The organism is Cyclobacterium sp. 10D3-21, from assembly GCF_055809755.1.
Genome location: NZ_CM147924.1, coordinates 1,305,507 through 1,321,222 on the forward strand (window position 1 = coordinate 1,305,507; position 15,716 = coordinate 1,321,222).

16 protein-coding genes are annotated in these 15,716 nt (G+C 38.2%); 5 read left to right on the forward strand and 11 right to left on the reverse strand.

Annotated features, from left to right (window positions below; all coding sequences use genetic code 11):
* Positions 1-128: 128 nt before the first annotated feature.
* From AC0L7T_RS05515 to AC0L7T_RS05525, 3 genes are read right to left on the reverse strand one after another with little or no spacing between them, the layout of a single operon-like run.
* Entirely contained in the window at positions 129-1,169 is a 1,041-nt protein-coding gene (locus AC0L7T_RS05515) for a vWA domain-containing protein (protein ID WP_473341486.1), read from the reverse strand.
* Positions 1,162-2,064, reverse strand: a complete 903-nt coding sequence (locus tag AC0L7T_RS05520) for a hypothetical protein (protein ID WP_473341487.1) — start codon at positions 2,062-2,064, stop codon at positions 1,162-1,164. Before AC0L7T_RS05520 ends, AC0L7T_RS05515 begins: the two co-directional genes overlap by 8 nt.
* Complete coding sequence (locus AC0L7T_RS05525; RefSeq protein WP_473341488.1) at positions 2,057-2,935, reverse strand: DUF58 domain-containing protein; 879 nt, start codon at positions 2,933-2,935, stop codon at positions 2,057-2,059. The genes AC0L7T_RS05520 and AC0L7T_RS05525 overlap by 8 nt, the downstream gene beginning before the upstream one ends.
* Before the next feature lie 106 nt (positions 2,936-3,041).
* Between AC0L7T_RS05525 and AC0L7T_RS05530 the strand changes: the two genes are divergently transcribed.
* The gene (locus tag AC0L7T_RS05530) at positions 3,042-3,392 is read left to right on the forward strand and encodes a DUF4296 domain-containing protein (protein ID WP_473341489.1); all 351 of its coding nucleotides are present in this window, start codon (positions 3,042-3,044) and stop codon (positions 3,390-3,392) included.
* A complete protein-coding gene (locus AC0L7T_RS05535; RefSeq protein ID WP_473341490.1) occupies positions 3,393-5,786 on the forward strand; it encodes an endonuclease MutS2 in 2,394 nt (797 codons plus the stop codon).
* 34 nt (positions 5,787-5,820) lie between these two features.
* Here the strand turns inward: AC0L7T_RS05535 and AC0L7T_RS05540 are convergent, their stop codons facing one another.
* From AC0L7T_RS05540 to AC0L7T_RS05570, 7 genes are read right to left on the reverse strand one after another with little or no spacing between them, the layout of a single operon-like run.
* Complete coding sequence (locus tag AC0L7T_RS05540; protein ID WP_473341491.1) at positions 5,821-6,246, reverse strand: nuclear transport factor 2 family protein; 426 nt, start codon at positions 6,244-6,246, stop codon at positions 5,821-5,823.
* Between the two features lie 16 nt (positions 6,247-6,262).
* The gene (locus AC0L7T_RS05545) at positions 6,263-6,742 is read right to left on the reverse strand and encodes a hypothetical protein (protein ID WP_473341492.1); all 480 of its coding nucleotides are present in this window, start codon (positions 6,740-6,742) and stop codon (positions 6,263-6,265) included.
* 43 nt (positions 6,743-6,785) lie between these two features.
* On the reverse strand, positions 6,786-7,421 hold the full coding sequence (locus AC0L7T_RS05550; protein ID WP_473341493.1) for an ABC transporter ATP-binding protein: 636 nt from the start codon (positions 7,419-7,421) through the stop codon (positions 6,786-6,788).
* A 1-nt stretch (position 7,422) separates the two neighbouring features.
* Positions 7,423-8,202: an acyl-ACP--UDP-N-acetylglucosamine O-acyltransferase gene (gene lpxA / locus AC0L7T_RS05555; RefSeq protein WP_020893755.1), complete on the reverse strand. Its 780-nt coding sequence runs from the start codon at positions 8,200-8,202 to the stop codon at positions 7,423-7,425.
* Entirely contained in the window at positions 8,199-9,593 is a 1,395-nt protein-coding gene (locus AC0L7T_RS05560; protein WP_473341495.1) for a bifunctional UDP-3-O-[3-hydroxymyristoyl] N-acetylglucosamine deacetylase/3-hydroxyacyl-ACP dehydratase, read from the reverse strand. Before AC0L7T_RS05560 ends, lpxA begins: the two co-directional genes overlap by 4 nt.
* Before the next feature lie 48 nt (positions 9,594-9,641).
* Entirely contained in the window at positions 9,642-10,664 is a 1,023-nt protein-coding gene (gene lpxD, locus AC0L7T_RS05565; protein WP_473341496.1) for a UDP-3-O-(3-hydroxymyristoyl)glucosamine N-acyltransferase, read from the reverse strand.
* Positions 10,665-10,681: 17 nt separating this feature from the next.
* Positions 10,682-11,911, reverse strand: coding sequence for an HD domain-containing protein (locus tag AC0L7T_RS05570; protein WP_473341497.1), 1,230 nt, complete (start codon positions 11,909-11,911; stop codon positions 10,682-10,684).
* Between the two features lie 64 nt (positions 11,912-11,975).
* On the opposite strand from AC0L7T_RS05570, the gene porX reads away from it, so the two are divergent.
* From porX to AC0L7T_RS05585, 3 genes are read left to right on the forward strand one after another with little or no spacing between them, the layout of a single operon-like run.
* A complete protein-coding gene (porX, locus tag AC0L7T_RS05575) occupies positions 11,976-13,529 on the forward strand; it encodes a T9SS response regulator signal transducer PorX (protein WP_473341498.1) in 1,554 nt (517 codons plus the stop codon).
* Positions 13,530-13,535: 6 nt separating this feature from the next.
* Positions 13,536-13,964, forward strand: coding sequence for a tRNA (adenosine(37)-N6)-threonylcarbamoyltransferase complex ATPase subunit type 1 TsaE (tsaE, locus tag AC0L7T_RS05580; protein WP_473341499.1), 429 nt, complete (start codon positions 13,536-13,538; stop codon positions 13,962-13,964).
* 59 nt (positions 13,965-14,023) lie between these two features.
* Positions 14,024-15,181, forward strand: a complete 1,158-nt coding sequence (locus tag AC0L7T_RS05585; RefSeq protein ID WP_473343354.1) for an alanine dehydrogenase — start codon at positions 14,024-14,026, stop codon at positions 15,179-15,181.
* 23 nt (positions 15,182-15,204) lie between these two features.
* Here AC0L7T_RS05585 and AC0L7T_RS05590 read toward each other — a convergent pair whose 3' ends face one another.
* On the reverse strand, positions 15,205-15,669 hold the full coding sequence (locus tag AC0L7T_RS05590; protein ID WP_473341500.1) for a response regulator: 465 nt from the start codon (positions 15,667-15,669) through the stop codon (positions 15,205-15,207).
* Positions 15,670-15,716 lie beyond the last annotated feature (47 nt).

Genomic DNA, 15,716 nt, shown 5'->3' on the forward strand with positions numbered 1-15,716 from the left:
AAAAAACCGACTTATTCATTAAGTCGGTTTTTTTATAGCCTATTGATTACAAACAGGACGAAATATGAAAATGAAACTTATCTATGGGGATGCCAAGCAAATATTTACCCATAGGCTACCCAATACTTCTAATCCAATAGAAAGTTGTTGAAGAATGTGCTTTTTAAAGCCATCCAAACAAAGAAAAAAAGTATTCCCCACATGAGGTAAGGCCTGTAATAGTCCATTGTTTCTTTATACCTGGATTCTATAATTTCAGCCTTCTCTAACTCATCAATTTTCGTGAATATATTTTCCAATGCCTGGTCATCTGAAGCCCTAAAGAATTCAGCTTTTGTGATTCTTGCAATATTTCTTAATGTTTCTTCATTGAGGTAACTCTCTATCATCTGTGGCCTGCCAAAAAAATCAGTGCCATACGGAACCATCCCATCTTTCCCTACTGCAATGGTATAAATTTTAACATCCATTGCTTCAGCTAACTGAGCGGCAAAAACGGGATCTACATTCCCCGCGTTATTGTCCCCGTCACTAAGTAAGACCATTACCTTGGATTTGGCTTCAGATTCCCTCATGCGGTTGATACCTGTAGATACCGCACTGCCAATGGCGGTACCTTTAGCATCCATCATATTGAAGGTAATGCTATTGACCAAATCTGTTAAAAGTTCGTAATCTGTAGTTAGCGGAGCTAAGGAAAAAGCCTCACCTGAGAAGATAACCATGCCTATTCTGTCGGCAACCCGGCCATTGATAAAATCAATAGCAGTCTCTTTTGCTGCCTCCAACCTGTTGGGGGTGAAATCTTGCAAATCCATGGATTCAGAAATATCCAATACCAGCATTATATCAATCCCTTCAGTGTATTGCTCTACCTTTTCGTTGGTTCGTTGCGGTCTTGCGAGGGCAATTACGATCATCCATAATGCGAGTAAAAAGAAAAACGAAGGAATAAGGCGGAGGTAAGTCCAAGGGTTTTTGGAGGGAACAATTTTTGGCAGAGAGAGTTCTAATACTGGTTTTTGCAGTAGTTTGATAAACTTCCTGATCAGAAGCACTATCGGAATGATCCAAATTAGATGAAGAAAGGAAAAGTTTTCCCACTCAAAGCTGCGGAGGGTTTCCGGTGAAAACCAGCTCCAAGAGAAAAAGGAAGAGACATCAGTCATGTTTGTAAATTTTTTCTATTTTTTCTTCCAATAGACCTTCTGATATTTTTAACAGATTATCACAGGCTTCCCGAATATTATCATCTACCCGATTGGCATATATAATGAGTTCGATTTTTCTAAAATCTTTAATTATATCAGGTTTATTTAAGTGCATGGAAATTTCAGTGGCTGTCCATTCCTTATAGGGTAGTCCTGTTAAATTCTCCAAATAGTTTTTCCATAGTCCCAATAACTCATCAGCTTCCTGGATACCTGGATGTTGAACCAGCGTACTCATCGAACCCTCCCAATTGGAGATGAAAGCGCGCCATTTTTTTCTTTCCCTGTAAGCCTTCCAACGATTATAGAGCCCTTTTCCGAATATCACGAAACCGAGCACTAATAAGATTACCACAACGGAAACACCAATAATTAAATAAGGGTAATTAAAAGCCATTGGAATTTTGAGGTAGCTGTTGTTTTCTTCAAATGCCAACTCCTCAGGTATTTCATCAATGGTAAGTGTAAGTGCAAGAGAAGCAGGTAGAGGAAAATGACTGATACTGTCATACTTCAAAACTTCAAACACTGGCATGCGGAAAGCTTGCACAGAATCCAATGAGAAGTTTGAAATCCAGTAAACGGCACTGTCTAAAGTAATACTGTCTTTAGACAGTGAAGAAAATACCTGCTTGTCTAAATATTCAAAGTTCCCAAAATTAAAGGTTGAGTCTGGGAATATTATAGGCACATCACTTGGATAGCTAGATTTTAAAACATAGCCAACTCTTTCACCTAATTTTGCAGAATCCTGCAAAAAATATCCCTCTACAGCAACATCTTGACCTTGAGCAAAGGGAATAGATGAGATAAGAAAGATAACAAAACAACTTAGCTTTACTATTCTATCCACGTTTCATGGTTTTATTTCTCAACTTAAATAATTCCATCAAAGGTAGGACGATGTCCTGATCTGTGGCTATCTGGAGGTAATTGATCTGATTTTTTTTACAAAAATCTTTGAGCTGGGCCCTGTCTGAAGTAAATGAAGTAGCGATTTTCTTCGAAAACCCTCCGAAGGCAGTATTTACCCAGGTGGTTTTGTCTTCTTCTTTGTCAAAAACAGGAATTATCCCTAAAGATGGCAAAGCCGATTCTATAGGGTCAGTCATTTGTAATACCACTAAATCATGTTTGAAGGCCAATGCTTTTAAAGGTCTTTCATATTCTTGATCTATAAAGTCTGAAATGACGAAAAGAATAGATCTTTTCTTAATGAGGTTGAGACAAAATGTAAACAACCCATTAAGGTCTGTTTTTTTCGACTTGGTTTCCTGACTAAATATTCCTTTAATAATTTTAACTGCTTGACGCGTTCCTTTTCCTGGGAGTATGATTTTTTCTTTTTGATCAGAGTAACTTATAAGTCCCACCTGTGAACCATCGTGTATGGAAGCCAAGGTCAAGACGCCTGCGATTTCCTTCCCCAGATCAATTTTTTTACGGACTTTGCTACCAATATCCTGAGATCCGCTAACATCCAAAAGAAAATAGACACTTTGATCTTTGTCCTCTTTAAAAGTTTTGACAAAGGTGCCATGCCCTTTTGCGGATACCTTCCATTCGATAGTTCTCACATCATCTCCATACTGATAGGGACGAAGATCGTCAAACTCCAGCCCGGCACCCTTGAAAATAGATAGATGATCCCCTTGAAGATGGCTATTCGCCACTTTTCTGAGAAGGATTTCATATTTTCTAAGTTTTTTTATCAGTTGGTTCATTTTCATTTTTGAATCAGAGGCCTAATTTAGCAGTCTCATTTGAATAATAAAACGACTTAGCCTTTACTTATTGTCAATTTTAAAAGGAATTAGGTAATTTTGAAATGTGAAACACCTATATATAGCTTTTGCTTTTCTATTCATGACGATTTCTTGTCGTGAGAATAATGGTTCAGATGATATTTTATCAGAAGATACCATGGTCAATATTCTTGTGGAAATACATATGACAGAGGGCTTTGTGCAGTCTCTCTCCATTCCCTATGATTCCTCTAAGATCCTTTATCCGATTTTAGAAAGGCGTATTTTTGAAAAGTATGGCATCCCTGATTCAGTTTATGTTAAAAGTTTAGAATTTTATCTGAGGGATGCCGCCAAAATGGAATATTTATATGAACGGGCAATTGATTCATTGTCAGTCAAAGAGAAAGAAGCACAGCAAAACCAACAGCCATAAATGAAATTATATCCTGATAATATAGAGGAGAAAATAGACTTTGATAAGATCAAAGATTTAATTAGACAAGAATGCACAGGTATTCTGGGTGCTGATTTTGTTAAAAAAATTGCTTTTTCTAAGGACCGACGCTTACTTACCAGGCTTTTGTCGCAAACGGAGGAGTTTAGACAGATATTGGTATCCGGAGATCCTTTCCCTAGCAATAACTATATTAATATCTATCCTTATTTGAACAAGGCGAAGATTGAGGGTACTTTTCTTTTTGAAGAGGACTTTCATGAAATTCGGCTTGGTTTAAAAACCCTTGCCGGATGTGTTCTTTTTTTTAAGAAAAATGCAGAAGAATATCCCCAGTTGCACCAACTCCTGGGTATGGTAGAAGACAATATACCTTTGGAGTTTAGTATAGACAAAGTACTTGATGACAAGGGTAGAATGAAGGACAATGCTTCCAAGGAATTGAACCTTGTCCGAACCCAGCTTTCTTACGAGGAAAATAGAATACGGAAAGTATTGGATAGTATTTATAGGACAGCAAAAGCCCAAGGGTTTACTCCTGAAGATGCATCTATAACTATCAGAGGAGGTAGAATGGTCATTCCTGTATTAGCTGAATACAAAAGACGTATCAAAGGGTTTATTCATGATGAATCGGCCACAGGACAAACGGTGTACCTTGAGCCAGCAGAGGTTTTGGACATCAACAATGATATCAAAGATCTCCTGTACATGGAGCGGAGGGAAGTTCAGAAAATCCTTATGAGGCTTACTGACGAACTCAGAGAATATATTCCAACCTTAAGAAGGGCTTTTTATTTTCTTGGGATGATTGACTTCATTAGAGCGAAGGCAAAATTTGCTGTTAAGATTAATGGCATAAACCCAGAGATGGTTAAAGAAAGAGAAATGTCTTGGCTTAAAGCCAGGCATCCACTCCTGGAAATGTCGCTCAAGCAACAGAAGAAAGAAATTGTACCCGTAACCATCAACCTGGATCCTAACAATAGGTTATTGGTAATCTCAGGCCCTAATGCTGGCGGTAAGTCCGTTACACTTAAAACGGTTGCCCTTGTACAGTACATGTTCCAATGCGGGATACTCGTTCCAATGGAGCCGAAATCTAAATGCGCCATTTTCGATCAATTTTTTATTGACATAGGAGATGAACAAAATATAGAGAACGATTTGAGTACTTACAGTTCACACTTGATGAACATGAAGCACTTCACCTTTTATGCCAATAAGAAAACCATATTTTTTATTGACGAATTTGGTACAGGGACAGAGCCTCAGTTTGGTGGTGCGATTGCTGAAGCCTTATTGGTGGCTTTGAATAAATCGGGCGCTTTTGGCCTGGTGACGACCCACTACGGCAACCTAAAACAACTGGCATCCAAAAGTCAGGGAATGGTAAATGGAGCGATGAGGTTCGATGTAGATAGGCTTGAGCCCCTCTACGAGCTAGAGATTGGTAAGCCAGGAAGCTCATTTGCCTTTGAAATTGCCGGTAAAATAGGAATACCTGAAGAAATTGTTCTTCATGCGAAAGCGCAAATTGGAGAAACCAGGGTGCGGTATGATAAGCTACTGCTCAAGGTTGAAAGCGAAAAACGTAAGTATGAAAACCTGATGGCTGAGGTAGAGCGGAAAGACAGATTACTAGCCATTAAGCTAAGAGAATACAATTCCTTAAAAGCAACATTAGATGGTCAACAAAAAGTAATTTTAAATGAAGCCAAAACGCAAGCCAAAGTATTACTAGATGATACCAATCGAAAAATAGAGAACACCATCCGCTCAATTAAAGAGTCTCAAGCCAATAAGGAAACAACCAAGCAAATTAGGAAAGAACTGGATGCACATAAAGCGGCGATAAAGCCAGAGAAAAAGCCTGTTGAACAGAAGGAAACCATCAAGGTGGAAAGTGGTGCCATTGGTATAGGTGATCAAGTAAGAATTAAAGACAATGGAGCATTAGCAGAAGTGCTGGGGATTAAAGGAAAGCAGGTTTCTGTAACCATTGGAGACCTTAAATCTACGGTAAACCTAAATCGATTGGAGAAGATATCAAACACTTCACTGAAAAAGGAGAAGAGAGCTATAGAAAAAAGAATTAGCTATGACACCTCTTCTAAAATGGCGAATTTCTCACCGAACCTTGATATTAGAGGGAAAAGAGGCGAGGAAGTTTTTACCTTGGTTCAAAATTTCGTTGATGATGCCTTTATGCTGGGTATCAATGATGTAAAAGTAATCCACGGAAAAGGGGACGGTATTCTGAGGGAGCTTACAAGGAATCTTCTTAGAAGTACCCCTTCGGTAGCAGGGTTTTCTGATGAACATGCAGATAGAGGAGGCTCAGGGGTAACATTGGTGCAGTTTAAAGATTAAATAGCACTAGTAATTGTCACCCCTCCCCATCTAATTATCTTTTGTAGGCCTGACGAGCAAGTAAAACCCAGGACTTTCCTTTTTTATGCCAAACAGTTAAAACACCAAGGTTTACTGGTTCTGGACCACTTCCTTTATTGAGTGTTTTTCCAATTAAGAAATGCCTTACCAGGGCAATTTTACCGGTGATATTTACAGTTTGATTTTCAATATTTATTTCAGTGAAATTGGAGTTGCCTGAACTTAGGGCCTCAATAAATTCACTTTGGTTTTCTAATAATCCATTGGAGTGTCCATAGGTTAAATCAGAATCGGTAATTTTTTCTAGACGGGAAGCATCACCTGCAACCATGGCATCTACCAATTCTGAGACAGCCTTTTCTACTGCCACTACTTGTTTTTCCTGAGCCATTAGTGCTGAAGAACAAAGGAAACAAAGGGTAAAGAGGTATTTAAACATATTAAATCGGGTTTGTTTAATTAATAATTGTCAAATCGAAAACATAAAAACCTGCCAATGCATTTACTCGGGCATTTTGAGGTGCAGGAACCACAAATTCCAAACGTAATTTATCTTGATTTTTTGTAAAGGAGATCTCTTTGTTCGAAGCAGGCTGTATTCCTGAAAGTATAATTTTATCAAAGTTGGCACCTGAAAATGCCCAGTTACCACTTGTGTCGAAAAGCAAGTTACTGTTTATAGAAGTATATGTTTTACCTGCATTGTTGGCAATAAAGCGAATTTCAAGGCCAATAAAATCATTGGTAACCGTAGCTCCATCCTTAGATACCGATCCGCCATTTTCTAAGGACCATGTTTGGCTACCATTCGCACCTGCCAACAGCTCGGTAGCGATTTCTTCTGGCGTTTTTTTTGGATCTTCTGGCTCACTACTCGTACAAGCTGCAAACACAAACAAAATAAAAATTAAATAATTGTTTACTAGCGTTCTCATATTCATCTCCTTAAAAAGTAAAATTAATCATTTCCGAATTTTATCAAAGTATTCGCTTTAGTTTATAATCCTCAATTGAAACAATTTTTTCACAAAAATCAAATTCCCTTTTATCATTTGAGGCGATAAGCAAGCACTTTTCGCTTCCGTATTTATCAACCAAATCCCGGTACCAGCTAATTCCTCGCTCATCGAGGTTAGAGGTAGGCTCATCCAAAAGCAAAAATGGTGCGTCAGAAAAAAAACAAATCCCCAATTTCAGCCGTTGCTTCATACCAGATGAAAAATAATTCAATGGCTTATTAATGGAATTCTCAAGGTACATTAATTCTATTAATTGAGGAATATCCAACCCATTTATAAGTTTTTTGAATTTGAAATGGAAGTTTAAAAATTCCTTTAAAGAAAATTCTTCTGGAAAATCCAGATAGGGTGCACTAATGCACAGGTGTTTGTAAATATTCTCTTCTAAAATTTCCTTTTTATTCAGTGTAAAGCTCAACTTGCCTTCAGTAAGAGGCATTTGTGAGGATAAGCATTTGATTAATGTAGATTTACCAGAACCATTACTCCCTATAATAGCAGATTTTGTGCCTTCGGTAAATTCAAGGTCCAGGTTTCTGAATATCCACTCACGCTGAAATTTCTTTCCTCCCCCTTCCAGCTTTACAGATAACATACTACTGAATATATCCTTTCATTACACCTCTTTCTGATGACCGAATGAAGTTAACTATTTCATCACGTTCCTTTGTCGCAGGAAGATTTATCTCGATTTCTTCCAATGCCCGGCTATTGTTCCAATTGTTTAAAAATAGGAACCGATAAACTTCTTGAATCTCACTTATGGTTTTGCTTTCAAAGCCTCTTCTTCTCAATCCCAAAGAATTCACCCCCGCATAACTCAACGGCTCTCTTGCCGCTTTGGTAAATGGAGGCACATCTTTTCTTACCAAAGATCCGCCAGAAATCATGCTATGCATCCCTATTTTTACAAATTGATGGATGGCACTACTTCCTCCTACGAAAGCCCAGTCATCGATTGTCACATGTCCTGCCACCTGCACTGAGTTGGCAATAATCACACGATTTTGAATCAGGCAGTCATGAGCGATATGGACATAAGCCATCAATAGGCAATCATGCCCTATTTTGGTGGTTTGTTTATCAGCCGTTCCTCTGTTAATTGTTACAAATTCACGGATGGTAGTATTGTCGCCAATTTCAACAAGAGATGATTCACCACTGAATTTCAAATCTTGAGGAATAGCAGAGATCACAGCACCAGGGAAGATCCTACAATTTTTACCTATTCTGGCTCCAGGATAGATCGTTACATTAGAGCCTACCCATGTACCATCTCCAATTTCAACATCAGGATGTATAGACGAGAAAGCTTCTATTGAAACATTTTCTCCCAAACGGGCCTTTTCACTTACTTCGGATAGTTTACTGATCATGCGTCTTTTCTTACAATGCTGGCAGTCATTATGGCTTCACATACCAAGGCATTACCTACAAATGCCTCCCCCTTCATTTTTGCTATACCCCTTCGGATTGGATTCAATAATTCGCACTTGAAAATCAATGTGTCACCAGGTATAACCATTTTTCTAAACTTGCAGTTTTCAATGCTAAGGAAATAGGTCCAATAATTCTCAGGATCCTCAACAGTACTCAAAACGAGAATACCCCCTGTTTGAGCCATGGCCTCAACTTGTAAAACGCCAGGCATGACAGGATTATTAGGGAAGTGCCCCATAAAAAAAGGTTCATTGATGGTGACGTTTTTTACTCCTGCCACCACCTTATCATCCAGATATATGACCTTGTCTAATAATTGGAAAGGATACCTATGAGGTAGAATATTACTTATTTGATTAATATCCAACACCGGTGGCGATTTTGGATCATAATACGGGATATGCATAGGGCCTGCCTTTTCCATTGCCCGTTTTATTTTTTTCGCAAAAGCTACATTGGCAGCATGTCCGGGCCTTGCCGCTAAGATTTGTGCTTTTAATGGACGTCCAACTAAAGCAAGATCACCGATCACATCCAAAAGTTTATGTCTGGCGGGTTCGTTTTTATACCTTAACTCTACATTGTTTAAGATGCCTTCCTTCTTCACTTCCACCTTTTGCTTGTTAAACATCTTGGCAAGACTGGCAAGTTCAGCTTCTTCCACAACCCTGTCCACTACTACTATAGCATTGTTAAGGTCTCCCCCTTTTATCAGGTTGTTTTTGTATAACATCTCTAATTCATGTAAGAAACAAAATGTCCTACATGAAGCGATTTCACTACGAAACTGGCTGATGTCAGTTATAGAAGCATGCTGACTCCCCAATACTGGAGAATTATAATCTACCATTACAGTAACCCTAAAATCGTCGAGTGGCAATGCTGCCATCTCTACTTCTCTCGCACTGTCTTTGTAATGAATGCTCTCCGGGACTTCAAAAAATCTCCTTAACGCATTTTGTTCTTCAAGACCAGCATCTTCAAGAATGTTTATAAATTGTATGCTACTGCCATCTAAAATTGGAGGCTCAGGACCATTAAGCTGAATAAGAACATTGTCTATTTCCATCCCTACAAGTGCTGCAAGAACATGCTCGACAGTGAATACTCTTGCGCCACCTTGTTCTAAGGTAGTGCCCCGAGAAACGTCTACCACATTGTCCACATCTGCATCAATGATAGGCTGACCTTCCAAATCCATTCTTTGGAATTTATAGCCATGATTAGGGCTGGCGGGTAAAAAGGTCATATTAGCTACAATTCCCGTGTGTAAACCTACACCGTTCAGGGTAACTTGTTTTTTTATGGTATGCTGTTTTACTTTCATTAAAATAAATAACTATTTACTAGAGGTGGACCAAATCAGTTTGCGAATTTATTGTTTTTTTTCCAGCTCTCTTAATTTGTCCTGAAGTAAAGGTAGTTTTTTGAAAACGGAATAGGATTTTAAGAAAGCTTTTACATCAAAACCAATAAAACCAAATAAAGTTGTTCCTGGTTCAATAATAGATTTCATCACACCTGTATTGCCACCTATTGTAGTGTTGTCGGCCAGCTCAATATGTCCAACAATTGATGATTTCCCTGCTAAAATGCAGTTTTTCCCAATAATTGTGGAGCCAGCAACACCTGCTTGGGCGGCTATAACTGTATTTTCTCCTATGGTAACATTGTGGGCAATCTGAACATGGTTGTCTATTTTGGCTCCCTTTTTAATTAAGGTTGCTCCCAAAGTAGCACAATCTATGGTGGAATTTGCCCCAATGCTAATATGATCTTCTAAGATGACATTTCCTAGCTGAGGCACATTATTATAGGTGCCGTCAGGCTGTGGAGTAAATCCAAAGCCATCTGAGCCAATAATTGTTCCACCATGGATTTCGCAGTAGTTGCCAATTTTTGTTTGTGCGTAAATTTTCACCCCGGGATGAAAAACACAGTTGTTGCCTATGGTGACATTGTCTCCAATATATACTTGAGGATAAATTTTAACATTTTCCCCAATTATGCAATTTTTACCTACGTAGGAAAATGCTCCACGGTAAAAACCATCTCCTATGGAGCTGCTATTATCAAAAAAACTTGGCTCTTCTATGCCTAGTGGATTCGGTTTGGTGAGCTCCGAATAGCTTTCCAGCAATTTTGAAAAAGCAGTATAAGGGTCCATTACTCTGACCAATGTCGTCGTAAAAGATTTTTGAGGCACGAAGTCCTTTGAAACGATAATTGCAGAGCAATTGGTGCTATAAAGGTGTTTTTCGTATTTTAAATTAGAAAGGAAACCTATACTACCTGGTTTTCCTTCCTGGATTTTTTCCAGGTTATTGATCACCTGCGAACCATCACCTTCTACAGTTCCATCCAAAAGTTGAGCAATTTGATCGATGGTAAATTCCATTAGGTATGAATTAATTTTTAACGTAAAGTTATGTTTTTAGCATGACAAGCATAGTATTTTTTAACAATTTTACTCATAGCTTTAATATTTGGCAAATCTGCAGCCGTCGCTACGTCCAATACTTCGCCTTTTTTTGTTAAAATTAAAATTTTATTTTCCTTCAGATAACCGTAATTGCTTATTTCTCCTTCTGAGAAAAAATAGTTTAATTCCTCATCAGAAACCATTAGTTTTTTTTGAACTTTTGATCTCATATCAGAGATGTCGTAGCCATTAAATGGCTGATTGCTGAGATGAATTTTATATAAATTTCTAGTCAAAAACATTTTTGAAATTTGGCTTAGAACCAGGTCATCAAGATCCTTCCAAAGCTTAATCGCTCCCCAAATATCCAAATCATCGAGCTGTGCAAAATCATCCAGCCAACCTGGAGCACTTGTATTTTCTATATTGGGCAAGTCTTTTTTCAAAAAACCGATAAATTCAATAGAACCTGGAAGTGGATAGCCTGAGCGCCCCAGCTGCTTTGCTCTTAAAATCAAGTTGATCAGCATTTTTTCAGCACAAACAGTCGTTTTATGTAAGTAGACTTGCCAGTACATGAGCCTCCTTGCGTTCAAGAAATTTTCAATGCTATATATTCCCTTCTCTTCAATCACCACCTCATCATTTACGATGGTCATCATTTTGATAATTCTGTCAGCTCCTATTGTGCCTTCAGATACCCCAGTAAAAAAACAATCTCTTTGCAAATAATCCAGCCGATCAATATCCAATTGACTGGAGACAAGTTGGTGAAAGAATTTTCTTTCGTAACTTCCATCAAAAATTTTTCTAGCCAGTGAAAGCTGGCCATGAAATTGCTTATTTAATTCGTCGAAAAAGAGCAGTGACAAAGTTTCATGATGCTGGCCTTCTAGTAATATCGATTCCAATGCATGGGAAAAGGGGCCGTGACCGATGTCATGAAGCAAGATGGCAAGTAAAGCTGCTTCATATTCAATGTCAGAAATTTCTATTTCTTTATTGCGAAGTTGGTCTAAAGTGATGCTCATAAGGTGCATCGCTCCGATGGCATGGTGGAACCGCGTATGCAAAGCACCCGGGTAAACCATATCTGTCAAACCAAGCTGCTTGATTCTACGTAACCTTTGAAAGTAAGGATGGTCAATGACGGCAAAAATCAGCTCACTTGGAATGTTGATAAACCCGTATACTGGGTCATTTATGATTTTATAACTTTTCAATGTCCTGTTCATAGAGGTATCTTGCCAAAAGTAATTAAACTAAAAAAGAATTAAACCAATTGATATGCAAAATTTCAAAATATTATGGGCAGATGATGAGATCGATCTCCTAAAACCACATATATTATTTTTACAACAAAAAGGCTATGACATTGTTACGGTCAATAGCGGCTTAGATGCTGTTGAAAAAGTAGAGGAAGATAATTTTGATGTGATATTTTTGGATGAGATGATGCCTGGAATGACAGGTCTTGAAACCCTACAGCAAATAAAAACCATAAAACCACAAATTCCTGTGGTGATGATCACCAAGAGTGAGGAAGAGCATATAATGGATGACGCTATTGGCGGTAAAATTGCAGATTACCTCATTAAACCAATCAACCCGAATCAAATTTTACTTTCAGTAAAGAAAATTCTTCAAAACAAGCAATTGATCAGTGAAAAGACCAACCTTTCCTATCAGCAGGATTTTAGGAATATAAGTATGGCTTACAATGATGCCATTGACCATGAAGAATGGGCGGACATTTACAAAAAACTTACCTACTGGGAGCTTGAAATAGATGAAACGGAAAACAAAAGTATGCAGGAAGTGCTGGAAACTCAAAAAGTGGAAGCCAATGCAAACTTTGCACGTTTTATCAAAGAAAATTATCTGGATTGGTTAAATGTACCTAATGCTAGTAAACCTGTATTGTCCCATCAGGTGATGAAAAAGCATGTTTTTCCGAAAATTAAAGCGGACAAGCCTTTGTTTTTTATCGTGATTGACAATTTAAGATTGGATCAATGGGCGATGATAGAAACCCAATTGAGGGATTACTTTTTGGTTAAGGAAAATGGCACTTATTATAGTATATTGCCTACCACTACAGCCTTTTCAAGAAATGCTTTGTTTAGTGGTATGATGCCTCTTGAAATGTCGAAATCTCATCCCGATTTATGGGAGGGTGAAGATACCGATGAGGGTAAGAATAACAATGAGGCGGAGTTTTTGAAGGTAAATCTAAAAAAGAACCGTCTTTCCATTCGCTCTAGCTACAATAAAATATTGCAAACCAATCAAGGTAAAGCAGTATTGGATCAGTTTCCTAACCTCATGAAAAATGAGTTGAATGTCTTGGTGTATAATTTTGTGGACATGATGTCGCATGCCAGGACTGATATGAAAATGATCAGAGAGTTGGCCCCGGACGAATCTGCGTATCGCTCTTTGACAATAAGCTGGTTTCTACATAGCTCCTTATTTGAGCTTTTTAAGAAAATAAGTGCAGCAGGAGCGGAAGTGATTGTAACAACCGATCATGGTACCAAACGTGTAAATAAACCTTATAAAATCATAGGAGATCGAAACGTTACTACTAATTTAAGGTATAAACAAGGAAAAAACCTTAATTTTGAATCTGGAAAAGTATTTGAGGTGGGCAATCCGGATGAAGCAAGGCTTCCTCGTTTGAATATTTCTTCCAGTTACGTATTTGCAGTAGAGGATTATTTCTTTGCCTATCCCAATAACTACAATTATTACGTAAATTATTATAAAGATACTTTTCAACATGGAGGTGTCTCTTTGGAAGAAATGATTATTCCTATCGTACATTTGCAGCCAAAATAATTTTAATTGAAAAGAATACATTGCGATCATATTAGTGAAATTTCTATTGCTGCTGAGGTAATCGTAGATTTATGCAGGGATTTGAAGATTTGGGTTTTTCAAGGAGCAATGGGAGCGGGTAAAACCACTTTGATAAAAGCTGTCTGTGAAAAGCTCAATATCACAGACCCTGTAAGCAGCCCCACATTTTCTATAGTCAATGAATACACAGGTGAACATGGAGCTCCTGTGTATCATTTTGACTTTTATAGAATTGAAAATCCAGAAGAAGCCCTGGAGCTCGGGATAGAAGAATATTTTTCTAGTGGCAACTATTGTTTTGTGGAATGGGCAGAAAAAATACCCATGTTTTTACCAGATAATTTTGCATTAATTACGATTGACAGTGATGACGTTGGAAAAAGAAATATTGCTATTAAAACCATCAATCAATGATAGGTAAAACAGGTTTTACCGAAATTGCCGAAGAGCCTTTGGTATACACGCAGGAGTCTATGGAACGGTTAAAAAGAAAAGGTCCTCCAATTTTGATTGGGATACCTAAAGAAACCGCAGATCAAGAGAAACGCGTGGTACTTACGCCCGAAGCGGTGACTTTGCTAGTAAACAATGGGCAGCGGGTAGTTGTGGAAGCCAACGCTGGTAAATTATCAAAATTTTCTGACAAGGATTATTCGGATGCAGGAGCAAGGGTTGTATATACCAGTGAGGAGGCCTTTGATGCGGAAGTGGTTTTAAAAGTTGAACCGCCCTCCGAAGTTGAAATTGGATACATGCGACAAGGTTCATGTTTGATTTCTGCATTGCAGTTGGGCAAACAAAAAGCCGCATTTATCCAGCAATTGAATAAAAAGAAGATTACCGCTGTAGCTTTTGAAAACCTCGAAGACAAGGTAGGAGGTATGCCTGTGGTAAGGGCTATGAGTGAAATAGCTGGTAGCACGGCGATGCTGGTAGCTGCTGAATACCTCAATAGTGTTAATGATGGAAAAGGGTTGATCCTAGGAGGCATTACTGGTGTTCCCCCTACCCAGGTAGTTATCATTGGTGCTGGAACTGTAGCAGAATATGCCGCCAGAACTGCCTTAGGTCTTGGGGCTAATATTAAAATATTTGACAATCAAATTTATAAATTAAGAAGGATCAAGCAGGTTCTTGGGCAACAAGTATTTACATCGACCATTGACAATTATGTTTTGGGTCAGGCATTAAAAGAATCCGATGTAGTCATTGGCGCACTTAGGGCTGAGAAAGGGAGGTCAAAAATAGTAGTGTTTGAAGAGATGGTCTCCCAAATGATGGAAGGAAGCGTTATCATAGATGTAAGTATTGATCAAGGTGGATGTATTGAAACAGCAGAAATGACTAGCCATAACGAGCCAGTGTTTAAAAAACATGGTGTTATCCATTACTGTGTACCCAATATTGCCTCAAGGGTGTCTAGAACAGCCTCCTATTCGCTAAGCAATATCTTTACGCCTATACTGCTGCAAATGGCGGATATAGGAGGCCCTGAGGAAATGGTGTTTAATTATAAATGGTTTATGAAAGGAGTCTATACCTACCGAGGCAGTCTCACAAGTGCACATTTAGGCCGAAAATTTCAAATGTCCCACAAAGAATTACAACTACTATTGGCCGCAAGATATTAAAAAATGCTGTCAGATCAGTTAACCTAGGAAAGGAGGTTCTGTCTTAGGAGAAACTCCAATTGATCATTTGCCTTTAGCAAACTATCCGTTAACTGTTTATTTTCTTTTCTTAGTGAAAAAACCTCATAAGCATTTTTTACTACCGTTCTAAGGTAGTCTTCTTCCCAAGGTTTTGTAAGGTAATGGTATACTTTTCCCTTGTTAATAGCGTCTATAACTGCCTGAATGTCAGTATATCCTGTTAAAAGAATACGCATAGGATCTGGATGCATAGGGATAATTGACTCCAAAAAATCAACCCCATTTTCCTTGGGCATCCTTTGATCAGTAATGATGATATCAATGTCCTCCTGAAGCAATATATCTCTACCCTCATCAGCAGAATCTGCTAAAAAAATCTTATACTCTCTTCTAAAAGTGGCCTTAAACGCTTTCAAGTTATTGACCTCATCATCCACATAGAGGATTCTGACCTTATTATTTTCCATACCTTAAGTTTCGAAATACCACAATAATTTGCAAAGAATAAAAAATT